The sequence below is a fragment of the Clostridium sp. NSJ-145 genome (assembly GCF_021044725.1).
GTDB lineage: Bacteria > Bacillota > Clostridia > Clostridiales > Clostridiaceae > Clostridium > Clostridium disporicum_B.
This window is the reverse complement of record NZ_JAJNOS010000002.1, coordinates 41,844-66,859: the sequence shown is the minus strand read 5'-3', so window position 1 is coordinate 66,859 and position 25,016 is coordinate 41,844. Positions and strand designations below refer to the sequence as shown.

Annotated in this window: 23 protein-coding genes, 1 pseudogene and 1 other annotated feature; of the genes and pseudogenes, 1 reads left to right on the top strand and 23 read right to left on the bottom strand. The window is 28.8% G+C overall.

The window, feature by feature from the left end:
* Nucleotides 1-16: 16 nt before the first annotated feature.
* The 3 genes from tyrS to LQE93_RS02935 form a co-directional block, all read right to left on the bottom strand.
* Nucleotides 17-1,210: a tyrosine--tRNA ligase gene (tyrS, locus tag LQE93_RS02945; protein WP_231071925.1), complete on the bottom strand. Its 1,194-nt coding sequence runs from the start codon at nucleotides 1,208-1,210 to the stop codon at nucleotides 17-19.
* A gap of 170 nt (nucleotides 1,211-1,380) precedes the next feature.
* Nucleotides 1,381-1,642: a binding site (T-box leader), on the bottom strand.
* Nucleotides 1,643-1,719: 77 nt separating this feature from the next.
* Nucleotides 1,720-2,577 carry an SDR family oxidoreductase gene (locus LQE93_RS02940; protein ID WP_231071923.1) on the bottom strand — a complete coding sequence of 286 codons (858 nt, stop codon included), beginning with the start codon at nucleotides 2,575-2,577 and terminating at the stop codon, nucleotides 1,720-1,722.
* A gap of 36 nt (nucleotides 2,578-2,613) precedes the next feature.
* Nucleotides 2,614-3,465, bottom strand: coding sequence for an NAD(P)-dependent oxidoreductase (locus LQE93_RS02935; RefSeq protein WP_231071921.1), 852 nt, complete (start codon nucleotides 3,463-3,465; stop codon nucleotides 2,614-2,616).
* Between the two features lie 286 nt (nucleotides 3,466-3,751).
* Between LQE93_RS02935 and LQE93_RS02930 the strand changes: the two genes are divergently transcribed.
* On the top strand, nucleotides 3,752-4,579 hold the full coding sequence (locus LQE93_RS02930) for a hypothetical protein (protein WP_231071914.1): 828 nt from the start codon (nucleotides 3,752-3,754) through the stop codon (nucleotides 4,577-4,579).
* 119 nt (nucleotides 4,580-4,698) lie between these two features.
* Here LQE93_RS02930 and LQE93_RS02925 read toward each other — a convergent pair whose 3' ends face one another.
* The 20 genes and pseudogenes from LQE93_RS02925 to LQE93_RS02830 all read right to left on the bottom strand — a co-directional run bounded on the left by LQE93_RS02925 (nucleotide 4,699) and on the right by LQE93_RS02830 (nucleotide 25,008).
* Nucleotides 4,699-5,934, bottom strand: coding sequence for a Gfo/Idh/MocA family protein (locus LQE93_RS02925; RefSeq protein ID WP_231071912.1), 1,236 nt, complete (start codon nucleotides 5,932-5,934; stop codon nucleotides 4,699-4,701).
* Nucleotides 5,935-6,063: 129 nt separating this feature from the next.
* Nucleotides 6,064-6,945, bottom strand: coding sequence for a GGDEF domain-containing protein (locus LQE93_RS02920; RefSeq protein WP_231071910.1), 882 nt, complete (start codon nucleotides 6,943-6,945; stop codon nucleotides 6,064-6,066).
* A gap of 121 nt (nucleotides 6,946-7,066) precedes the next feature.
* A complete protein-coding gene (locus tag LQE93_RS02915; RefSeq protein WP_231071909.1) occupies nucleotides 7,067-7,753 on the bottom strand; it encodes a pseudouridine synthase in 687 nt (228 codons plus the stop codon).
* Entirely contained in the window at nucleotides 7,740-9,194 is a 1,455-nt protein-coding gene (locus LQE93_RS02910; protein WP_331000402.1) for an aminotransferase-like domain-containing protein, read from the bottom strand. Before LQE93_RS02910 ends, LQE93_RS02915 begins: the two co-directional genes overlap by 14 nt.
* Nucleotides 9,195-9,207: 13 nt before the next feature.
* Nucleotides 9,208-9,432 (bottom strand): annotated as a pseudogene (locus LQE93_RS02905) (D-alanine--D-alanine ligase); the annotation flags it as partial.
* Between the two features lie 78 nt (nucleotides 9,433-9,510).
* On the bottom strand, nucleotides 9,511-10,728 hold the full coding sequence (locus tag LQE93_RS02900) for an L-cysteine desulfidase family protein (protein WP_442870532.1): 1,218 nt from the start codon (nucleotides 10,726-10,728) through the stop codon (nucleotides 9,511-9,513).
* A gap of 222 nt (nucleotides 10,729-10,950) precedes the next feature.
* Entirely contained in the window at nucleotides 10,951-12,168 is a 1,218-nt protein-coding gene (pepT, locus tag LQE93_RS02895) for a peptidase T (protein ID WP_231071904.1), read from the bottom strand.
* Between the two features lie 239 nt (nucleotides 12,169-12,407).
* The gene (locus LQE93_RS02890) at nucleotides 12,408-12,953 is read right to left on the bottom strand and encodes a hypothetical protein (protein ID WP_055264022.1); all 546 of its coding nucleotides are present in this window, start codon (nucleotides 12,951-12,953) and stop codon (nucleotides 12,408-12,410) included.
* Between the two features lie 128 nt (nucleotides 12,954-13,081).
* Nucleotides 13,082-13,657 (bottom strand): hypothetical protein, encoded by a 576-nt coding sequence (locus LQE93_RS02885; RefSeq protein WP_055264020.1) that lies wholly within the window; start codon nucleotides 13,655-13,657, stop codon nucleotides 13,082-13,084.
* 88 nt (nucleotides 13,658-13,745) lie between these two features.
* Complete coding sequence (locus LQE93_RS02880; protein ID WP_442870531.1) at nucleotides 13,746-15,071, bottom strand: MATE family efflux transporter; 1,326 nt, start codon at nucleotides 15,069-15,071, stop codon at nucleotides 13,746-13,748.
* A gap of 278 nt (nucleotides 15,072-15,349) precedes the next feature.
* Nucleotides 15,350-16,378, bottom strand: a complete 1,029-nt coding sequence (locus LQE93_RS02875) for an FUSC family protein (protein ID WP_231071901.1) — start codon at nucleotides 16,376-16,378, stop codon at nucleotides 15,350-15,352.
* A gap of 510 nt (nucleotides 16,379-16,888) precedes the next feature.
* Complete coding sequence (locus LQE93_RS02870; RefSeq protein WP_231071899.1) at nucleotides 16,889-17,173, bottom strand: hypothetical protein; 285 nt, start codon at nucleotides 17,171-17,173, stop codon at nucleotides 16,889-16,891.
* Between the two features lie 429 nt (nucleotides 17,174-17,602).
* On the bottom strand, nucleotides 17,603-19,402 hold the full coding sequence (locus LQE93_RS16865) for a WG repeat-containing protein (protein WP_231071898.1): 1,800 nt from the start codon (nucleotides 19,400-19,402) through the stop codon (nucleotides 17,603-17,605).
* A gap of 158 nt (nucleotides 19,403-19,560) precedes the next feature.
* Complete coding sequence (locus LQE93_RS02860; RefSeq protein ID WP_055264014.1) at nucleotides 19,561-20,016, bottom strand: MOSC domain-containing protein; 456 nt, start codon at nucleotides 20,014-20,016, stop codon at nucleotides 19,561-19,563.
* A gap of 4 nt (nucleotides 20,017-20,020) precedes the next feature.
* On the bottom strand, nucleotides 20,021-20,992 hold the full coding sequence (gene moaA, locus LQE93_RS02855; RefSeq protein WP_231071896.1) for a GTP 3',8-cyclase MoaA: 972 nt from the start codon (nucleotides 20,990-20,992) through the stop codon (nucleotides 20,021-20,023).
* 14 nt (nucleotides 20,993-21,006) lie between these two features.
* Complete coding sequence (gene moaC / locus LQE93_RS02850; RefSeq protein ID WP_055264010.1) at nucleotides 21,007-21,489, bottom strand: cyclic pyranopterin monophosphate synthase MoaC; 483 nt, start codon at nucleotides 21,487-21,489, stop codon at nucleotides 21,007-21,009.
* Nucleotides 21,490-21,502: 13 nt separating this feature from the next.
* Nucleotides 21,503-22,519, bottom strand: a complete 1,017-nt coding sequence (locus LQE93_RS02845; protein ID WP_186837967.1) for a molybdopterin-binding protein — start codon at nucleotides 22,517-22,519, stop codon at nucleotides 21,503-21,505.
* A 202-nt stretch (nucleotides 22,520-22,721) separates the two neighbouring features.
* A complete protein-coding gene (locus tag LQE93_RS02840; RefSeq protein WP_055264006.1) occupies nucleotides 22,722-23,213 on the bottom strand; it encodes a MogA/MoaB family molybdenum cofactor biosynthesis protein in 492 nt (163 codons plus the stop codon).
* Nucleotides 23,214-23,789 carry a molybdenum cofactor guanylyltransferase gene (locus LQE93_RS02835; protein ID WP_231071894.1) on the bottom strand — a complete coding sequence of 192 codons (576 nt, stop codon included), beginning with the start codon at nucleotides 23,787-23,789 and terminating at the stop codon, nucleotides 23,214-23,216.
* A 13-nt stretch (nucleotides 23,790-23,802) separates the two neighbouring features.
* Entirely contained in the window at nucleotides 23,803-25,008 is a 1,206-nt protein-coding gene (locus tag LQE93_RS02830) for a molybdopterin molybdotransferase MoeA (protein ID WP_231071892.1), read from the bottom strand.
* Nucleotides 25,009-25,016: the final 8 nt, after the last annotated feature.

The following is a 25,016-nucleotide window of genomic DNA, read 5'->3' as shown; positions in this document are numbered from 1 at the left end:
TAATGCCACCATTTTTTTAATTTGCAATTATTTTAATAAATTTCTTTTTACCTATTTGAAGAATAATTTCTGACAGTTCATTAATTTCATTTATATCTGTCAATCTCTCTCCATTTACCTTAACTCCACCTTGTTCAACTAATCTTCTAAACTCTTTTTTACTTGGTACTAGATTATTATTTAAAACTATATCTGCCAAATTAAAGTCTTCTTTATTAACTTCTACAGTTTTTATATCTTCTGGAATTTCTCCTTTTTGAAAGACTTTTCTAAATCTCTCTTCTGCTAGCTTTGCTTCTTCTTTTCCGTGGTATAATTCTACTATCTCTTTAGCTAAAGATATTTTCACATCTCTAGGATTTACTTTATCTTCTTCAAGATCCTTTTTTATCTTTCCAACTACGTCTGGATGAATATCTGTAACTAGTTCAAAATATTTAATTATTAAGTTATCTGGAATAGTCATAGCTTTTTCAAACATAATTGCCGCATCTTCATCTATTCCAATGTAGTTTCCTAAGCTTTTGCTCATCTTATTTTCGCCATCAAGACCTTCTAGTAATGGCATAATTATTATTGATTGTGGCTCTTGCCCAAATTCCTTTTGAAGCATCCTTCCCATTAAAACATTAAACCTTTGGTCAGTTCCTCCCATTTCAATATCAGCTTTAATTTCTACTGAATCAAAACCTTGCATCAACGGGTAGAAAAACTCGTGAAGAGATATAGACATATTACTTTCATATCTCTTTTTAAAATCATCTCTTTCTAACATTCTTGCAACTGTAGATTTTGCAGCTAGCTTTATTACTTCTTCAAAAGTCATCTTAGATAACCATTCACTATTAAATTTAACTTCTGTTTTCTCTCTATCAAGTATCTTAAATATTTGAGTTTCATAAGTCTTAGCATTTTCAAGCACTTGCTCTGTCGTTAATGGCTTCCTAGCTTTTGATTTCCCTGTTGGATCTCCTATCTTTCCTGTAAAATCTCCGATTATTATAACTACTTTATGCCCTAAATCTTGAATTTGTTTTAACTTTCTTAAAACCACAGTATGTCCTAAGTGAATATCTGGCGCACTAGGGTCTAATCCTAATTTGACTACTAGCTCTTTTTTATCTTTTAACTTTACCTTTAATTCTTCAAGTCCTATTATTTCATCTACACCTTTGCTTATTATCTTTATTTGTTCATCTATATTAATCATCTTTATTCCTCCAAAACTTTCTCTGTATTCTTATATAATTTTATTTGGTTATCTAAATTACATGTGGCCCTGTGGGTGAAATTTATAGCCTAACTTATAGTAACTCATAGCTTTCCCTATACTTAAAAATCCGCGCGTATATTTTTAAATACAAAAAAGCCCTCGTCCATATAAAGGACGAGAGCATAAAACTCACGTGTTACCACCTAATTTTATTGTTAACTCACATTAACAACCTCTTCAGGTACGCCAAAAAAATCTGGTTATACCCTAGCACTATAACGGGTGCGAATCCGACATCTGCCTACTGGTTGTAATCTTTCGGAGTGCTGCTCAGAGACGTATTCAAATTAACTTGTTATGCCCTTTTCACCACCCAGGACCTCTATTTATAACTCTATTAATTCTACTCTTTCTCTTCAAAGCTTTAACAATTCAATTCTTATTTATTATTATATGCTTGTTTTTTTCTTTGTCAACATAAATCTTTTATATTTTAAATTTGACTCTTACTTAAACTCTTTTATACACCTTGCTATAGCTTCTTCAGTACTCTCAAAATAAATACCATTATCTTTTAACTTTTTATTACTTATTCTAAGATCCCTCTTCTTATCTTTAAATCTTTCTGTATCTTTAATAATTATATCTTCAATTCTATTCTGTAAGCCTAAATTCTCAAGAACACTACATCCAATATCATAGGTACAAATATCATTTTCAGAACCAAAATTATAATCTCCAAAAGGTATATTTATTAGCTTTTCTATATTTTCTATAACTTCATAAACATAGCTAATTCCCCTATATTCATTAGTTGCTAATGATATTTTTTCACCTTTTAGTGCTGCATTTAATATATTAGTAATTATGTTTGTATTAACTCTTTTATTTCTTTCTGCATAAGAAAACATCCATGTTAATCTTAAATTATAATATTTATCAAAAATATTTTTAATTTCATTTTCAGCATTTAGTTTTGTAACTCCATATACATTATTAGGCTTTACTATAATATTTTCAAAGTATGGACCTTCTTCTTCATTTCCAGCATAAAGCTGATCACTACTTGCAAAAATCAATTTTGAGTTTTTTAATGCACAGCCTTTAGCAATATTTACAGTCCCATCAAAATTTATTTTATTTGCTAACTCAGGTTCATTTTGACACCTTCCTGTATCGGATATTGCAGCTGAATGAAATACTATATCGAAATTATTATTTTTAAATAAATCATAAACCTTTTTTTCATTAGTAATATCTAAATCTTTATGACTTAAGGCTAAGATATCATATTTATCTTTATAATGCTCGCTAAATCTCGATGCTAAAAATCCATTACTTCCTGTAACTAATACCTTTTTCATATTCTCTGCCCCTTAACCTTTAACTTATCTTTTGTCTTATTTATAATACTCAATAATAGCTTGAGTTCCTTCATCTTCTAATCCATCATCCGCAATTTTCTCATATAGTTCTAATACTTTATTTAAAACTGGTAATTCTTCATTTTTACTTTCCATAGTATCTCTTGCTATTTTTAAATCTTTAATAAAATGCTTTATAAAAAAGCCTGGTTCATAATCATGTACAAGCATCTTAGGCGCATTATTATCCATTTGCCAGCTACCTGCTGCACCTTTTGAAATTGCCTCTAATACAGTCTTTCCATCTAATCCAACGCTTTCTGCATAATGAACTGCTTCAGCTGTGGCTGCTATTGTTCCAGCTATAGCTATTTGATTGCAAGCTTTACAGTTCTGTCCACTGCCTGCTTTTCCTAAATAAATAATATTTTTACCCATAGCTTCAAATACAGGAAGTAAAAAGTCAAAATCTGCTTTTTCTCCTCCCACCATTATTGATAAAGTTCCATTTTTAGCACCTATATCTCCTCCTGAAACAGGAGCATCTAACACATGAAACTTAGTACCTAATTCAGAAAGTTTTTTTGCTAAAGCTGGTGATGATGTCGTCATATCTACTATATATGCTCCTTCTTTAGCATTAGCAAATATTCCTTCTTCGCTTAAATATACTTCCTCAACATCCTTAGGATATCCAACTATAGTAAAAATAGCATCCGCACCTTCTACACAGTCTTTTATAGTCTCGCAAACTCTTATTCCCTCATCTTCCAATCCTTCACACTTTGATAAAGTTCTATTATATACACTAACAGAGTGGCCAGCTTTTTTTAAATTTAGAGCCATAGATTTCCCCATTACCCCTACACCTATCCATGCAATTTTCATAACAATTCCTCCTATATTTTAACTGTTCTCTATTTATTTTTATTTAGCTAACTATTTTATCTCTACAAATATTCATATTAATTTACTGTATATTTATAATTTTAGCACTAATTAGAATATCTTAATATGATTATTTTTTTGTTAAAATTCTTAAACATAAAAACTGTATATATTTTTACTAAAAATAAGTATAGATATTTTTAATAATTTATTTACATTTATAAAATAATAAACGATTTCCACTCATATACTTTACCATAATAATTTAATTAGGAGTAAAGTTATCATGCGTAAAGACGGAATATTATTAAAAAATATTGACCCAATGAGAAAGCTCATGCCATATCTTTTTAAAAGTAGAAATGGTAATATAGTATACTCCCCTGAAGAAATAGAATTTGACTTTTCAAAAGATTATTTAAGGAACTTAAATAAATCAAACCCTGGTTTAAAAATCGGAACATTTGAATTAATAATCACTGCTCTTATTAGAACATTTGCTATGTACCCTTATCTAAATAGATTTGTAGCTAATAAAAAAATTTATGCTAGAAATAATTTTTCACTTTGTTTTGTAGTCTTAAAGCTTATAGACGGAAAATATGTAGAAAGTACAGCAAAAGTTTTTTTTAACAAAACTGAAAGTATTTTTGAAGTTTCTAAAAAAATTAATGATGCCATTGAGCTTTCTAGATCTAACGTTGTAAAAGATGATGATAAGCTTATGAGTTTTTTTGCAAATCTCCCTTCACCTATATTGACCTTTTCAGCTTGGGCAATTAATAATCTTATACACATCGGTGTAGTTCCTAAAAAGATTACTGATGCTATTCCTCTTTTTAGTAGTGTCTATATATCAAACTTAGGGAGTATTGGCCATAACACTCTCCACCATCATTTATTTGAATGGGGCACAACATCAATTTTTCTAACCATGGGTAAAATAACTAAAAGAAATGATAAATCATTTTTAAATGTAGTTTTTTCTGTTGACGAAAGAATAGCAGATGGTATATATCTAGTAAAGGCACTTCGATATTTTTCTAAATTACTAAAGCATCCAGAAACTCTTGAATTACCTCTTTATGAAATAGTTGAAGATGATGGAATTTAATATTTTTTATTTTTAGGAATTATATTATTTATACTTTTTTAATTTTAAATTCAAAAGTTAAATAATAGAATGTTAGCTATACTTCTATTATTTAACTTTCTATTTTTATAGTATCTATTTTACTTAACTTGTACTACTATATTATTTTTTCTAGCCTCTTCAGCTCCAAAAGCCATAAGATGACTTTGCAATGATTTCGACCCACTAGAAAGAGATTCAACTGATTTATTTTCTAAAAGTCTAAATAACTCATTCATTAAGCCATTATCTCCACCACTATGCCCACCTACTGGAATTTCAATCTTATGAACTGTTATATCCTTATCTTGTTTTACATTTGATCTAAATTTTATTACTTCAATTTCTCTTTTACCTTCGTGACCTCTTATTTCACCTTTTGTTCCCATTATCTTTATAGTTCTTGAAATTTCATCTGTAAATGCAGAAAGACTAAATGTAGCTGTTACTCCATTTTTGAATTTGATTATAGTACTTTGATGGTCACAAACATTGTTATCACAATTAAATACACATCTACCATATTCATTCTCAGATATAGCATTTAATATACCTTCTTCTGTCTGAACTTCACTTACTACAGTTGATGGCCATCCACCTTTCATTGGTGGATATATCTTTCTTGCATCAAATACACAATCTTCAACCTTACAGCTTACACATCTATCTGCTGCACCTTCTGGCTTATTATCATTATTAAAAAAACTTAACTCCCCAAAGGAAGAAATACTTTCACATTCATCATCTACAAGCCATGACAATATATCCATGTCATGACAACTCTTTTGTAATATTATTGGTGAAGTTTCATCTGAATTTCTCCAATTTCCTCTTACAAAGCTATGAGCCATATGAAAAGCACCAACATTCTCATTATGCTGAATATTAACTACTTTTCCTATTTCTCCACTATCAATAATTTCTTTTAATTTAGTAAAGAACGGTGTATATCTTAAAACATGACATACCATAAGTAGTAAACCTTTATCTTCTGCCTTCTTAACCATATGAACACACTCTTCTTTATTTATTGACATAGGTTTTTCTAATAAAATATTATATCCTTTATCTAAAGCTTTCATAGTTGGTTCATAATGTAATCTATCTAATGTAGATATTATAGCTAGGTCTGCTAACTTTTCTCTCTTAAAGAAATCATCCCAATTAGTAAATATATTCTCTTGTGGTATGTTATGTTCTCTTACTAATGTTTCTCTCCTAAAGTCATTTGGTTCAACTACAGCAACAACCTTACCCATTTCACTATGATTTTTAATAAAGTTTGCATAAATATCTTGTCCCCTTTGTCCTGCTCCTATTATTGCAACAGTCTTCATAATTCTTGCCCCCTATTAATACATTATATCTACATTTTACATTTATATTGTTACACCTTCCATATTTTATACCTTTATTGCTAAAAAAGTCCACAATATTCTTATAAATATTGTAGACTTTAATATTTCTTATATTATAACTATGTTCTTTCCTAATTCCTTTGCTTTGTATAATTTTTTATCTGCTTCAGCTATAAGCATATCCATTTCATCAATTTTATCAGATAACTCAGCTACTCCAAAGCTCGCAGTTAATTTAATCTCAACTCCATTATATATAAACTTATGCTCTTCTATACTTTTACGAATTTTCTCTGTAGATTTTATAAAATTTTCAGTATCCATATTTTTAAATACTATTAAAAACTCTTCTCCACCATATCTAGAAACCCAATCATATTCTTTTCTAATATTGCTTTTTACAATTTTTCCAATTTCTTTTAAAACATAGTCTCCTGATTGGTGCCCATATTTATCATTAATTTTTTTAAAATTATCTATATCCATAAGTACAATAGTTAATTTCTCATTTTTTCTTTTTGATTCTTTTATTTCTAGAGGAAATCTTTCATTTATGTACCTTCTATTATAACATTCTGTCAATTCATCAGTAATAACTAGCTTATTTAATTTTTCAATTTCCTCGCAAATTTCACTTATAGCAATACATGAAACTTCATTTATAAGCATAGAATCTGTTATATCTTTAATACATTCTATTACATAATGCTCTCTACCTTTGTTCATAGGAATTGCTGTAATTGCAAATACTCTATTATCGTTATACTCAACTTTAGTAAAAACTTTATTTTCATTATAAGCTCTCATAGATATGCAATTTTCACACATATTACTTTTATTCCATATGCTATAGCATTTACCATCACTCTCATTTACACCTTTACTAAAGATATGAATTATTTCATTTTTCAAAGGATTTATTACTCGTACCTTATCAAATAGTAATTTTAAATATTCACATTCCGCTAATCCGCTACATATATTACTCAAAATACTATCTCCCACCTCCATATAGTGAAGTACTTACTTTATTATAATCCTCTTTTAATATATTACAAATAATCTTATCTAAAATTAATTCTATTTAGTATATCTTTTCATCACTAATACTTTATTTAGCATGTTCTCTCAACACACTAATCTCATCCTCGGTTAGCTTTCTCCATTTCCCATATTCTATACCATCTATTTTTATATTCATTATTCTAACTCTCTCTAATCTAACTACATTAAACCCAAAAGCTTTGCTCATTCTTCTAATCTGTTTATTTAAACCTTGAGTTAAAATGATATTAAATGTCTTATCATTTACTCTACTTACTTTACAAGGTCTCGTTATAACTCCACCTATATCTACTCCATTTGACATTCCTTCAATAAATTTATTATCAAACTCTTTATCTACTGTTACTATATATTCTTTTTCTTTATTATTATCTGCCTCTAAAATACTATTAGCTAAATCACCATCATTAGTCATCAAAATAAGTCCCTGTGATAATTTATCTAATCTTCCTACTGGAAATATATATTCAGGATAATTCATATATTGGATTACATTATCCTCTACATCATTTGCCGCTGTACAAGTTATTCCAACTGGTTTATTTAAGGCTATATAAATTCTTTCCTTTGGCTTTAATTTTTCTCCATCTAAAAGAATATCATCATATTCTTCTACCCACTGCCCCGGAAAGGCTAATTCGCCATTTACTATAACTCTACCTTCTTCAATTATTCTATTAGCTTCTTTTCTTGAGCAAACCCCATAATTGCTAAGAAGTTTATTTATCCTCATTTAATTTTATCCTTTCTACATTTTTTCCAATTATCTTTATTCCCTCTTCAATCTGATTTAAGCTTAATCTTGTTAATCCTATTCTAAGAGTATTTTCACAAGAATTATCTACAGAGAATATATCCCCTGGAGTAAATATAACATTTTCCTTATAACATTCTTCTAGAAGTTTTCTTGATTTTACTCCTTCTATTCCAATATAAATATGAAGAGCTCCTTCCCCCCATATAAAATCAGGCTTAATATATTTATTAATGCAATTTAATGCAAAATCATATTTTTCTCTATAAACCTTTCTTATCTTTTTTACATTTTTATCAAAAGCTCCACTCTTTAAATATTCATAAAGAATCCCTTGATCTAAAAATGAAGTATGGATATTTTTACATCTCTTAACACTTTCTAAAACATCTATTATCCTTTTATCTGCCAATATCCACCCTACTCTCAATCCTGGGAAAAGGATTTTAGAAAAGCTACTTATATAAATTACACCATTACCACCTTTATCTATAGACGATAAAGGTGAAATATGAGTACTATTATATAAAAGCTCCTCATTAAATCCATCCTCAATTATTGGAATATCATACTTTCTAAACAATTTATATACTTGCTGCCTCTTTTCAGCTTTCATAACTATTCCTGTTGGGTTATGATATGAAGGAATCAAATATCCAAACTTAATTTTATTGTTCTTTAATTTATTCTCTAACTCTTCTATATCTATTCCATCTTGATTCATCTTAACTCCAATTATATCTAAACCAAGAATTTTCATTATTTTTATAGATGTATTATGAGTTGGATTTTCACATAGTATCTTATCTCCTGGATTACAAAAAGTATTTAAAATCATTTCTAATCCTTCTGTAAACCCATTTGTAATAATGATATCTTTATTTTCTATACTAACTCCCTTTTGCTTCATATACTCTAAAAGATAATCTATTAAAGACTTATATCCCTTAGCATATCCGTAGTTTAATATCTTATCTCCTTCTAAAGATATTCTATTTAGAAAAGACTTTTTAAACTCATCAATATCAAATAGAGAACCATCAGGAGAGATACTTTTAAAAGAAATCATCCCTCTTTCCCAAGGTATTTCTGTTTTTACTATGTCTAGCTCTTCAGCTAATCTTCCATAGTTATTTATCATATTATCCCAGGATACCTTCCATCCATTTTTATAATCTTCTTTATTTTTAGATACAAATGTTCCTCTACCTTTTATAGTATACACAATACCATCAGCTTCTAAGTTTTCATAAGCAACTATTACAGAATTTCTACTTACTCCTAAAATCTTACTTAAATCTCTTGATGATGGTAATTTTGCATCTGTAACTACCATATTATTTTTTATCATATATTTAATATAATTTTCAATTTGTAGATATATAGGTTCATCATTATTAAATTCTAAGCTAGAAAAAATCACTCTTTCACTCCTATTCTAAGGAATACTCTATTATCCTATCTAATAATTCTGTAAAACTCATACCTACTGCTTCTGCACTTTTAGGAATTAAACTTGATGTTGTCATTCCTGGTAAAGTATTTACCTCTAAAAGATATGGTTCTCCATTACTTACTATCATATCAATTCGTGCATAACTCTTGCAACCCAATAAGTCCCATATTTCTTTAGATATATTATTTACTTTTCTCTGCATTTCATCATTTCTATGAGTTTAAGTAAAAATTAAAAGAACCATATTAGTATAACTTTTATACTAATGTGGCTCCTTTTCCTATTCTTCTAGCATTATATCTAATATCTTTTTATCTGTTTCTTTCATACCCTCTTTTCCAAGTCTACCAACAGCTATTATAGTATCCTCTATATCTTCTTTAAGTATTCCTGTATTAGCACGATATGATTGATCTGACATAGCAAGATAGTGTGCCATCATAGCGGCATCTATACTTGTTGCTATTTTAGCTGCACATGAAGCTTTAGCTCCATCGCATACTATTCCTGATATATTTGCAAGAGTGTTTGTTACTGTTTTATTGATTTGTTCTAATGATCCACCTTCTAAATAAGTTATAGCAGCTCCACTAGCACATCCAGCACTAACTGCTCCACAGAAAGCTGAAAGTCTTCCTATCCCTGTCTTTTGATGAATAGTCATAAGATTAGAGAAAGTTAATCCTCTATATAATTGTTCATCATTAAGACCTTTTTCTTTTGCATAAATAATAACTGGAATAGAAGTTGTCATCCCTTGATTTCCACTTCCACTATTAGTCATAACAGGCAACGAACTTCCAGTCATTCTTGCTTCAGAAGCTGCTGCCGCATAAGCTTTTAATTTAGTAACTACAGAATCTCCTGGGAAGCTTTCTAAAATGACCTTCCCTATCCCTATTCCGTAAGTACCTTTTAACCCTTCTTCTGCTATGCTTATATTATAAGCTATTTGCTTATCTAAAAGCTCTTTAACATCTTCAATTTTAACTGTATTTGCAAATTCATATATATCTTTTACATTTAATATACCTCTATCAACAAATACACCTAAATATTTATCTGGAGATTCTTCAACTTCAAGTAAAACTTCATCATTCTTAGTTATTTTACATATATTTGTGTGAGCATATTTAGTTTCTACAGTAACCTTGTCATTTTCACCATATGCTTCTACTAAAATATGAAGTTGAACTTCTGTATCTAATCTCTTAACCTCACAGTAATCTGTTGTAACAAGTTCATTAGCTTTTTCAATGCTAACATCATCAACAACATTAATTACTTCTAATCCTTTACTAGCATCACCAGCTAAAATTCCAATTATAGCACTTGCCTTTATACCTACTAAATCTCCTGTATTTGGAACAGTTACACACTTAGCATTTTTAATTATATTACCACTACACCATACTATAACTTTTTTAGGCATTTCACCTAAAACCTCCTTAGCCTTAGCTGAAGCATAGGCTATAGCTATTGGTTCAGTGCATCCCATTGCAGGTACAATTTCTTCTTTAAGTATTTCTAAATATCCATTGTATATTTTTTCATCTAGCAAAAATAACACTCCTAACATTTCGCCGTCAGGCTTACTTCTTATCTATCGTAATTTTTTATCTACTATAATAACTATTAATATTTCTATTAGAAAAGCTCTAACTTCATAATGTATATTTCTAATTGTCGTTTCTTAAATACTCACCTAAGTAAGCGGGTGTTACTTAGCATAATTTTTCACTATGTTTACAATAACTTCAACAGCTTTTTCCATTGATTCTATAGCTATATATTCATATTTACCGTGGAAATTTTCTCCTCCAGTAAACATATTAGGTGTTGGTAATCCCATATATGAAAGTCTTGATCCATCTGTTCCACCTCTTATTGGTCTAATTTCTGGTGTAACTTCAGCCTCTTCCATAGCTCTTTTAGCGTTATCAACTATGTGTATTACTGGCTCAACCATTTCTTTCATGTTTCTATATTGTTCTTTTATATCTACAGTTACTGTTCCTTCACCGTATTTTTGATTTAAATCCTTTTCTATTTCTTTTAATCTTTCTTGTCTTTTAACAAAAGTATCATTAAAGAAATCTCTTATTATATATTGCATTGATGTATTTTCAACTGTTCCATTTAGCTCTATAAGATGATAGAAACCTTCATATCCTGAAGTCTTTTCTGGAACTTCATCCACAGGTAGCATAGAAGCAAATTCATTTGCAATAGTTATTGAATTTACCATTTTATTCTTTGCATATCCAGGATGAACATTAACGCCTTTAATAGTTACCTTAACTCCTGTTGCATTGAAGTTTTCATACTCTAACTCTCCTATAGCTCCTCCATCAATAGTGTAAGCAAAATCTGCTCCAAAATATTTAACATCAAAATGGTCTGCACCTTCTCCTATTTCTTCATCTGGTGTAAATCCTATTTTAATATCTCCATGCTCTATTTCTGGATGATTAATTAAATATTCTACAGCTGTCATTATTTCAGCTATACCAGCTTTATCATCAGCACCTAAAAGAGTATTTCCATCTGTAGTTATCAATGTTTTCCCTATATAATTTTTAAGTTCTGGTGAAAACTTTGGTGATAAAATAGTATCTTCATTTAATTTTATATCTCCACCATCATAATTTTTAACTATTTGAGGGTTTACATCTTTTCCACTATAATCTGGTGCTGTATCCATATGAGCTATAAATCCTATAGTTGGAATTTTTTTGTTACAGTTTTTTTCTAATGTTGCATATACATATCCATATTCACTTATAGTTACATCATTTAACCCCATTTCTTTTAACTCTTTAGCTAATATATCCGCTAAAACAAGCTGTCCTTTTGTACTTGGAGTTGTTCCTGTTGTAGTATCACTTTTTGTATCTACTTTAACATATTCTAAAAATCTTTCATCTACCTTTTTCATATTAATCCTCCATTCTGTAACGTCTTAGTAAAACTATAACTGAAAATCTTAATCTCTGATTTAAACTTACACTTTGAGTATACTCCTACGAATGTATACAAGTAGTAAGTTTTCTTAAGTATACTTATATTATAGACCTTATTTAATATGATATAAATGTTTTCTTAATTTTATTTTTTATATAAAAAAATATATTATGCTATAAAAACACTAGAAGTCTTTCTATAGCATAAATAATTTCATTTAATGTTATCTAGCTTTCTTTTAAGTTTTTCTATTTCATTCTCTAGAGATTCCACTCTCTTTTGCAATTCTTTATTATTACTATCATTAGAGGTTGTAGTACTACTCTTTCCAGATGACCTGCTAGATGTTCCTACTGTATTAGCACCACTTTCATCTACTGTATTTTCACAAAAAGGATTAGAAGCATTTCTATATATAGGATTATAGTATCTTCCTGGTCCACCTTGAAAATATTGTTGTTGTGCATTATAAGTTAATATAGCTTGACCTATTAATTGAAGCCAGTTTCCTAGCGCATTTTGTACATTAAATGGAATTCTACTAGCCGTAATATCCCCTATTATTTGTGCAATTATTATAAATAGCATCGGATTTAAATCTTGAAATCCGCCTGGAATATCACTATCTCCACATCTACACTCTTCATCTGCCACTCCTGGTGGCGCTTCTTCGTTATCACTTGAATTATCATCTCTATATTCACTAAAATCATATCCACAATTCTTCATAAAATCATCGAACATCTTATAATAGTCCATATCTTCTCACTCAATAAGTATTATTATTATATATTACTCTTTATTATTTACTTTTGTACATCATAAAATTATATATAAAAATAGCCTCTGAGATATCATACTTTTATATCTCAGAGGCTCATAATACCCTATTTATTAATAGTTTCTAAAACATATTTTTTAAATTCTTCAAAACTTCCGTCTTCAATTGCTATACCTTTATTTATTTTATTGTAGTTAAAGTTAAATTCTACAGATCCATAATTTAATACTGCACTAATTATTGTTATACTTCCACCACTTAATCTATAATTAGCTCCATTTTCAACTGCAACTTTACATAATTCTAAGAAGCTTTCAATGTTTTCTTTCTCTTGTAATCCAGGAGTTTCTAATATAAACTTAATTAATCCATATCCTCCAATTAATTGAGTCATATCACTTTCTGATATATAAAACACCTTACCAGTATTATAGAAATATTTTAAAGGCCCAATAGTTACTGTCTTAAATTGTCCATTAATTTCTACATTTTCATTTTCAAATGATTTTATTGTCTCCTCAATATATAACCATGACTTATCATTATTGCTATCATTATTTTTTATAACTTGTTTAAATCTTTCAAAAGCCTTATCTACATCTTCTAGTTTTTCTACCTCTGACCCATCTATTGAAACTATGTATTTTTTATCTTCATAAACTAGCTCTATTTTCTTACCCATAATTGTTCTCTCCGTTCTATAAATAATAATGATTATTATATAGTATTATACCTTTATTGTAAATATAATAACACTATGCCTTCATTAATTATACTAACTTCTTATATTTCCACTTTCCACTTCTATACCTATAAATAAACAATATAGACCTAACAACCCAATCAACAGTCATAGCTAACCATACTCCAACAAGTCCTAATCCTAAATCCCTAGCAAGTAAGAAGCTTAAGAAATATCTAAATATCCACATTGAAAAAATTGAAACAAGCATTGTAAATCTTGCATCATTAGCTGCACGTAGAGCATTAGGTAACGTAAAAGATATCGGCCATATAACCATTCCTACTATTGCATGTATCCAAATACATTTTAATGCCAAGGTAGTAGTTTGAGGAGAGAGAGAATATATCCATAATATCTTAGGTGAAATTAATCCTAAAAATAAACTTAATATAGACATAGAAATAAAAGTTATCTTCATAAGTTTTTTAGTATTATATACAGATTCTTCATAATCATTAGCCCCTATACATTGACCTACTACTGTTATCATAGCTAGTCCAATTGCACTACCTGGTATTATCATCATTTGTGCAATATTATTTGCAACTGCATTAGCCGCAATAGAATATGTGCCAAATGTAGCAATTAAACTTTGTACTAAAATCTTTCCTAACTGAAACATCCCATTTTCTAATCCTGAAGGAATTCCTATTGCAAGAATCTTTTTAATATATTTTAAGTTCCATTTTATATTTAAATAATTATCTATATATAAATCATTTTTCTTTTTGGTTAACATATAAAGAATTATAATACAAGCAATAACTCTAGCTATTAATGTAGCTAAAACTGCTCCTAAAACTCCAAGCTTTAATCCGAAAATAAATATTGAATTTAATATAATATTAATAACATTCATAATAAGTGAATTTATCATTGAGATTTTAGAATTTCCTATCGATCTAAATAATGCAGCCCCTGAATTATATAATGCTATAAACGGATATGAAATAGCAGAATAGAAAAAATAAATTTTAGCATTATACATTACCTTTGAATCAACACTTCCAAAAATCAACCTTAACAATGCTTCATTAAGAATTAAACAAATTATCATAATGATTACTGATAAAATAGCAGTTATCAAAATTAATTGTTTTGCTGAAGTCCTAGCCTTTTCTTTTGATCCTCTACCAATTAACTGAGCTGCAACTACAGCTCCACCTGTGCCTAAAGCTGCAAAAATATTTATTAATAAGATATTTATTGTATCAACTAATGAAACAGCTGAAACAGCATATTCACCTACATTAGAAACCACCACAGTATCTATTAAGCCTACTGTAACAGCCAGTAATTGCTCAATAATCAACGGTATTATTAACTTTCTTAAATCTATATTTGAGAAAATAGCTTTTTCTCTTCACGGGTTATATCCATATGTTTTTTATTTCTCCCTTTTAATTTGTAATTATATTAACAACTGTTATTTTACCATTTTTTTCTATTTGTTAAAAACTTCCCTTACTCCTTTATATGCTTATAAATCTATTAAAACTCAACTATTTATCGTTATCTCTATAAATATTGCCTAAAAAGCTATCCCTCCAATATTTAAACTGGAGGGATAGCTATATATTAATATATTATTTTAATTTTATAATACTCTACTCTTTCTCTATATTCCATTTATTCTTCTATATAGTCTTCTTTACTTTTTCTAAGAATAAATTTGTTAGCAAGTAATGCTAGTATTATACCAATTACAACATAAAATATTCTTTCAAAAACTGCTGGTCCCGCCCCTTCTACAAGTGCAAGCGGTGCTACTGCTGATATTGTAACTAATATCATCATATCTCTATAATCTACTGCAAATGAATTTAAGTATCCTGCAATTAATATTACTACACCTCTTAAAGCAGGGCTTTTAACAAAGAAAAAAATAACTAATAATATTATAGATCCTATGATTGTTCCTTGTATTCTCTTTAATGCTTTTATTTTAGTATTTTCAGAATAAAGTTCTGTTAAAGAAAATATTGTATAAGCCATCCATCGTCCTTCAGCTAATTTAAAATACTGTGCAATAAATGATGTTAATGCGGTAAGAATACCTACTCTTATTGCATATGAAGCTCTTATAGTATGCACTTTAACATCTCTTCCAAATATATTTATAGTTTTATATACCTTATCACTCTTACGTCCTTTAATTGATAAAATATGATTTTCTTCCTTAAATGAATCATTTTTCTTAGAATTCACAATAAATTGACTTATCATAATAATTACTGCCCCAGCTATTAATGCTAATATTCTTTTTATAAACTCCTCTCCATACACTGGTCCGTTTAATAAAAATAAATATTGTAATCCATAAGGTAATATTAAACCTTTTGTCATTTCATAACTAAAATAATAACCAATTAAAGATAGTGCTGTAAAATCTATTATTATTCCAAGCCATACATTACTAGCTGCTATAAGAGCTCCTATCCCTATAGCTAAGTTAATTCCTAATAAAATCGAAAAATTCCTTACAGGTTTTTTAGTTAAGTTTTTCGATAATAGCATTAACAATGTAATTACAGTCGCAATAGCTATTGGGACATTTTCATCTCCAAAGAATGTTTTAAATACCAAAACAAATAGTATAATTGCAATAAAAAGTATAGTTTTAGATACTATATTTTTCATTAAGTTTTTTTTATCCATATTTCTATTCTCCTAAAAAAATTTTATTTTAATTATAGTATTTGTATTTTTATATTTTTTAAACAAAAAAGAGGGTGCTATTAAACAACGGGTTCCGATTTGAGGTGCAAAACATTATAATCACATACAAAATCACACCTTAAATCACAACCCTAATCACAAAATAAAAATAAAATAAATAGAGGCAAATAGTCTGCCTCTATTTATTTTACTTAAGTGGTAATACTTTAAAATGGAGTATTAAATCAATACAAATTAAAATGCTCTAATAGAAGTCGCAATGCATTTGAACATAGATAAATAATCGTAAATATTTTTGCTTTTGCATAGTTTTTATTTTTTAAGCCAATCAAAAAATAAACAATCATTGCAATAAATGCAACGAGGATAACAATAGCAAGTGAGTATCTAAGTATAGCTTGATTACTAGCAGTCATTTTATTATAACCTCCTTATTTAAAATACATTGTTACGCTAAACTTTAAAATTATTCAAATAATTTGTTGAATATTACTCTCTTATCACTTGTTTTAAATGTATTCCGAATAAATATAAATCAGCCTTTGTAACACCTTTTAACTCATCTAACGGCATAAAGTTACCTTCTATATTAAACCAATACCCCAATCCAACATATCTCCCAGAGCCTCCATCATCAGCAGTGATTGTTGGAATTGCAAAGTAAGGCTTTTCAAACAAATGACATACTCTACGGTAATCTAAAAATGTTAATGTAGACCATAATACTGCAATTACTAACATACTTGCAAATATAATTTTATATTTTTTCTTCATCTTTGCCCTCTTTAAAATAACTCTAAGTTACGAACTTAATAATACAAATTCTTCGTTACTTGTTTATTATTATATTAACATAATTTACAAAAATATTCCATAAAACCTCTTTCCACTAGAAATATTATATGACAAATCACATATCAATTCACACATATATTCACAACGATAATAGATTTATTATTTTTCAAAAATACCTGTGATTTTATATGTGATTTATATTGTGATTATACACAAATATTTATTTATGTACTCATTAATATTCAAGTATTTAAGCCATTTATGAATAAAAAATCACATGTGAATCATAGTGTGATTCTGCATGTGATTTTAGTTGAGATTTTAAGTTAATTAGCAACTTTTGCACCTAGAAATGGAACCCGTTGGCTATTAAAGCACTCCCTATATTAATCTTACTTATATTTTTTATTAAATATTTTTACTCTTCATAATATCATCTATAAGACTAAATGGTATTTTAAATGTAATAAATCCTGCCGCATACGGACCTATATCATAAGGTTGAAAATAAATATATAAATTATCTTCATTAAAATAAAAGTTTTGACCTTCATTTATTCCCTTGAATCCATCTTTATATACATAATCATATTGTCGATCTTCATTTATCATTTTTTGTATTATTGAATTTAATCTATTCTTCCAATCTGATCCTGGTTTAAATAAATCCTCTAAGCTATAAAACTCACCATTTTCAAGATTTATTACAGGTGTTATTTTAGAAGATAATCCATGAGCAGCACCTAAAGGATAATAATACCCTTGCAAGCTTAGTATAAGTATATCCTTCTTAAAAAATACTACCTCAAAGGTTCCATAATAACTATAATCCAAAACATCATTTTCATTTATACTATGAGTAATTTGCTCTTCTGCAAATGGTTTAAAATATGATAAGGTTTTAAGCTTATTATTTACCTTCTTTTCAACTCTTCTATTTTTAATACCATTAACTTGTGGGATATAAATTAAAAAGTTAAAGTTTGGTTTATATCTATCTTTAATTACAGAATATCTATTATCAAGTGTAATTTCATCATTTGGCTTATATATAATTTTTCCTGATCTTGTCAAATAATATGGTGAATAATCTATATTAGCATAAATTATATCATCTTTTATAACAAGCTCACCACTTCCCTTAACTTTTGGTAATGAATTAACTACCCTTCCATTTTTATCTATAAAAAAAGTCGAAGTATTATTTGAAGCATATGCTATACCTTTCTCATAATTTCCTACATCATAATATTTGAATTGAGTTAACACATTTCCACTTGTATCGCCTATAGCAAATATACTAGGCGCTATGAATTTATCATCCCCTAATGGTTTACCTATAGGCATTCCTAAAGCTAATCTATCTTCACCTAAGTATCTAACCTCACTAAATATAGGAGTAAAAACATATTCTCCATTTTTATTAATTACTCCATATGGTCCATTATAATTTTCCTCAGTAGATACTATTGCAATTCCATCATTAAATTCACTCGCTGATGTAAATACAGGCTTAATTATTACATTTCCATCAGTATCTATATATCCGTAAGAACCCCCTGATTCCTCAGAAAACACCATAACGCCATTCCCATATTGAGATACCAAATAATATTTATAGGTATTCAAAATATTTCCACCTTTATCTATTAACCCATACTCATTATCTTTTATCTTTACTATTGCAATGTCATCTATAAAATCATTAGCATTTTCATACTTTAAATGTATTATTTCCTTTCCATTTCTATCTATATATCCATATTTATAATCCCCTGATTTACTATCCCCAACCACTGCTCTATCATCATTAAAATTTCCTACTATTCCATAGTTCTTCTTAGTTATTAAATTTCCATCTTGATCTATTACTCCCATAGTACCATCTCTATTAAAAACAGCCCTATCTTCTTTAAATGGACTTATACTATCATATATTGGATATACCTTATATTCTCCTTTTAAATCAATTATTCCATCTTTATTATTTTCATTTATTATAGCTAAACAATTGTCATTAAAATCATAAGCCCCATCAAACTTAGGTTCTATTACAAATTCACCTTTATTATTTATATATCCATATATTGCACCATTCTTAGTGTTTTTTAATGCTGGATATAACTGTTTTGAACATTTCCTCTTTTTAACTTTAATTCTTTTTTTCTTTGATAACTTTTCTAATCTATCACCATTGCTCGAAGCCACAAATTTTCTCCTTATATATCAAATAATTAATATTACATTATATGAAAAGCCATTAAATAAATAAACTATTACTCTCGTTGATTTTTGTCCAAATATATATTTTCTTAAAATCAAAAATGGTAGTATCAAACTACTTTTGATACTACCATTTTTTCTTATTATAAACTTAAAGTTTTTCTTTCACTTTCTAGAAGAATAACTTCGTCTCCAACTCTTACTTTCCCGCCTTTTATAACTCTTGTAAATACTCCATTAGTAGGCATTATACACTGCCCAACTCTATAAAATATTTCACATTTATCATGGCATTGCTTTCCTATTTGAGTAAGTTCTAAAATAGTTTCTCCAACTTTAAATCTTTGTCCTATAGGCATTTTAGTAAGTTCAATACCTGATATAACTAGATTTTCACCAAAATCACCAAAGTTTACTCCTCCACCTTTAGAGTTAAACTCATCTATCTTTTCTAATCCTAAAAGGCTTACTTGTCTGTGCCATTTTCCAGCATGAGCATCTCCTTCAATTCCAAATTCTTCAATAAGATTCGCTTCATCTACCATTTGCTTAGCAGTCCCTTTTTTCTCACTCGTACATACAGCTATTACCTTACACATAATATTATCCTCCAATTTGATTCATAAATCTTATTTCTTCATGCTCTTTATTTTGATTAAATAAATGTTTCTCTGGTTTGTTATAAATAGTCTCTTCAATCTCTTTCTTTAACTCTTCGTCGGATATACCTTCTCTAATAAGGTCTCTTAAGCTTACTCCATAATCAAAGTGTAAACATTGCTTTAAAAATCCTTCTGGTGTAATTCTAACTCTATTACATTCTTCACAGAAGCAATTACTCATAGCACTTATAAATCCAACCTTACCTAAAGCGCCATCTATCTTTATATATTTAGCTGGCCCGCTACTTTTTTCTTTTCCTATCTCAACTGCATTAGCAAAGTTATCCTTTATAATATCTCTTATTTCTTGATTACTAACTCCTTTATAAACCTTTCCTACACCTATTGGCATAAGTTCAATAAATCTAACATCTATAGGCTTATTTATTGTAAGCTTTATAAAGTCCATAATCTCATCATGGTTTATATCATTAACCATAACTGTATTAAGCTTTACTTTTATTCCAAACTCTATGCACTTATCAATAGCTTCTAAAACTTTTGAAAGTTCACCTCTTCTTGTTAAACTCTTAAATCTATCTTCCTTCAAAGAATCCAGACTTATATTTACTCCCTTAACACCACTTTTAGCTAAAGCCTCAACCTTATCAGCTAAAAGTATTCCATTAGTAGTAATATAAATTTCTTCTATACCTTCAATATTATTTATACTATCTATAAGTTTAGTTATATTAGGTCTAACTAGAGGCTCTCCCCCTGTTATTCTTATTTTCTTTATACCAACTTCAGCACAAGATTTAACTACTCTTAATATTTCTTCATCACTTAACTTCTCAGATGTTTTTAAGAAATTATTTTCTTTTTCATCCATGCAATATATACATCTTAAATTACAATTATCAGTTACAGATAATCGCAAGTAATCAATTTCTCTTTTAAATTTATCCTTCATCTCTAATTATGTGGCTATTCAAAGAAATTGAATTCACCACTTTTCCCTCCTGTTTTCTTTAACAGATGAGTTCCCTCGATTACCATTCTCTTATCTACAGCTTTGCACATATCATAAATAGTTAAGGCTGCAACTGTTGCTGCTGTTAAAGCTTCCATCTCAACACCTGTTTTATCAACTATTTTTACTGTTGCTGTTATATCTATAGCACTTTCTTCTTTATTTATATCAAAGTCAACATTAACGCTAGATATCATTAAAGGATGACACATAGGAATTAAGTTAGAAGTTTGCTTACTAGCCATTATTCCTGCTACTCTAGCAACTCCAAGCACATCTCCTTTTCCTATTTTTCCAGCCTCTATAAGATCTAATGTTTCTTTACTTACCTTTATCTTAGATACAGCTACTGCACATCTTGCAGTTTCTATCTTTTCAGAAACATCAACCATTCTTGCATTTCCACTATTATCAAAATGAGTTAATCCGTTATTCATATCTTTTCTCCTTTTATTTCCCAAATGAGCAATGTGGGAATGTACATACATCGCAATCTAAACATAATCCACCATGTCCATAATGAGCTATATCTTCAAAACTTAATCTTTCATCTGCTAAAACTCTTGGTAATACTAGGTCAAGTACTGTTCTCTTTGAATACATAGCACAGCTTGGAACTCCAAGTATTGGTGTATCATTATGGTAAGCAAGTAAGAACATTGCACCTGGTAATACTGGTGAACCATATGTTACAAGTTCTCCACCACTTTCTTTTATCGCTGTTGGAGTAACATCATCTGGGTCAACAGACATTCCTCCAGTACAAATTATCATATCAACTTTTTCTTCTAATCCTTTTTGAATTTCTTCAATTATTCTTTCTTTTTCATCTGGTAAAATTACTTGTCTTACAACTTCACTTCCGTAATATCCAAGCTTAGCTTTTATAACTGGTAAGAATGCATCTTTAATTCTTCCCTTATAAACTTCATTACCTGTAGTTATCAAAAGACATCTTTTAGGCTTTATTTCATCAACCCAAATTACTTTATCATTAACTAACTCTTCAGCTTTTAATATTGGCTTTTCATCTATAATTAAAGGAATAACTCTAGTAGCACCTATCTTTTCACCTTTTTTTATAGGAGTATTATTATGCAGTGTTGATACTATAATTTCTCCTATTGAATTAATAGTAAATAACTTTTCTTTATCAATTCTTAAAACACCATCTCTATCAGCAAAGAAATCAACTTTTCCTTCTTTTATTTCTTCTGATTTAGCAACACCTTCACCTACAACAAGGTTTGAAATTCTTATAGCTGCATCATTTTCATGAAGTTCACCTTCCTTAGGCTCCCATACATAAATATGCTCTTTACCTATCTCAAGGAATTTTTGTATATCCTCCTCTTTAATAATATGTCCCTTTTTAAATACTCTTCCCTTAAACTCACCAGGTATTATTTGAGTAACATCATGAGATAAAATACACCCGATTGCATCCTCAACTCTTATCATTTTCATAGCTAACTACTCCATTCCTATATTAATTATCTATTCATACTTTTTAATATTCTAATAATCAAACTCTCCTTCTGCCATAAGCACTTTGGGACATTTGCGTCAGCAAATATTTTCTCCATTGACGAAATCAATCTTTTCTCCTCACGCAGTGACTTTTCCCCTTTGCGCAAGCAAACTTTTCACTTTACCACAGGTGACTAAACTACTTTCTAGCACACTCGCTTGCTGAACCTAATAATATGTCAATTCCATGTTTTATATCATCTAATACAAAATCTAACGCTTCTTTGCAAGCCTTTGGACTTCCTGGAAGATTTACTATAAGTGTATTTTTTCTTATTCCTGAAACTGCTCTTGAAAGCATTGCTCTCTTAGTTATCTGTAAGCTAAAATATCTTATAGCTTCACATATTCCTGGAGTTTCTCTTTCAATAACCATCTTTGTAGCTTCTGGAGTTATATCTCTTACTGAAAACCCAGTTCCACCTGTGCTTAAAACAAGATTAACACCTAAGTCATCTGCCATATGTTTAAACTCCTCCGCTAACATTTCTTTTTCATCTGGCAATACTACATATCTTACAACTTCAAAACCTTTAGCTTCTACTATTTCTTTTATAACTGCTCCGCTCTTATCTTCTCTTTCTCCAGCATATCCTTTATCACTACTCGTAACGATTCCTACAGTATACATTTATCTTTCCTCCAACTCATTAAATTCTATTGGTGTGTTTACATTTAAAAAATCTTCATCTTCAAATTTTCTATTGTCTAGTTTTTCGATTACTTTATAATTTGAAGACATTATAAATCTTTGTAGTTTATTTTCATTTTTTATTAAGCTCTCTTCTATTTTACCTAATATATTTTTAGAATATATTGAACAAAGTGGCTGTAATCTATCCTTATATTTAGGCACTAATATATCATAATTTTCATTATAATTCCCTAAGAAATCTAATAACTCACTACTTACAAGAGGCATATCACAAGCTACACATAAAACACAATCAGTAGTAGAACTTTTCAATGCTGAATGTATTCCTGATAAGGGACCATTTCCCTTATATATATCTTCTACAACTCTTAAATTAAACCTTTCATAAACTTCTTTATCATTAGCTACAATAATAACTTCCTTGAAGTTTTTTCCTGCATTAATAATATGCTCAATAAAAGTTTTTTCCTTAAAACTTAAAAAAGCTTTATTATTATAATTCATCCTACTACTTTTTCCACCTGCCAAAATAGCTAGTGTTTTATTTATCAAAGCAACTCACCTCTTAAAATTTAATAATAGTAACTATATCTCCTTTATTAACGCCTTCATTACCAGCTTCCAGCTCTATTAAACAATTAGAATTTAATGTAGAGCTAAGAATTCCATTTCCACTTTTAACTTGTGTTATTTCTACTTTTTGACCATTAACATCAGAAGTTACTGTTCCTCTTAAAAACCTTCTATTCGGACTCTTCTTTTTAAATTCATTAGTTAAAATAGCTTTTTCTCTACTTATTTCTATATTTTCTTTTCCACTTAGCTTTTCTAGTGTTGTTTTAGCAATAAGTTCAAAAGTAGTTAATGCAGCTGTTGGATTTCCTGAAAGGCTTACTATAATTTTTTTATCATATTTGCTACAAAGCATAGCTGATCCTGGTTTAATATTAATTTTCCAAAATAATTTTTCACCATTAATATAATCTATTGCTTCTTTTATTAAGTCCTTTTCTCCTACAGATGCCCCACCTGTAGTTATAATAAAATCTGCTCCTCTTGAAGCTTCCTTAATTTTATTTCCAATCCCAATAAAGCTATCATTTTCATGATCCACATAGGTTACTTCATAACCTAACTCAGCTAATCTTCCTAATATTGTATACTTGTTGCTATTATATATCTTTCCTCCTATTAATGCTTCATCTAAATCTAATACTTCGTCTCCTGTACTTATAAAAGCTACTCTTGGCTTTTTATAAACATTAACAGTTCTTATTCCAGAACTAGCTAATATTCCTATGTCTGCATAATCTAATTTTTTACCTTTCTTCACCAAAAGGGTTCCCTCTTTTATATCCTCACCTTTTAAACAAATATTTTCTTCAGCTTTTAATACCTTATTTACCTCTATAAAACCATCCTTAAAAGTTACATCTTCTTGTTTTATTACAGCATTAGCTCCAATTGGTATAGGAGCTCCAGTCATTATTTTAATTGCTGTTCCTTGCTTTACTTCACTTTTGCAAACATCACCTGCAAAAACTTGGTCTATAACCTTTAAGGATTTTTTTCCTTCCTCTGTATCAATAGAAATCACTGCATATCCATCCATAGCTGATTTGTTAAATGGAGGATTATCTATCTTTGAAAAGATATCTTCACTTAAAATTCTACCTATTCCAGAAAGTAATGACACTTCTTCAATTCCAATAAATCTAACATTTTCACTTAAAATCTCTATGGCTTCTTCTAAACTAATAAAAGATTTCATAACTTGCA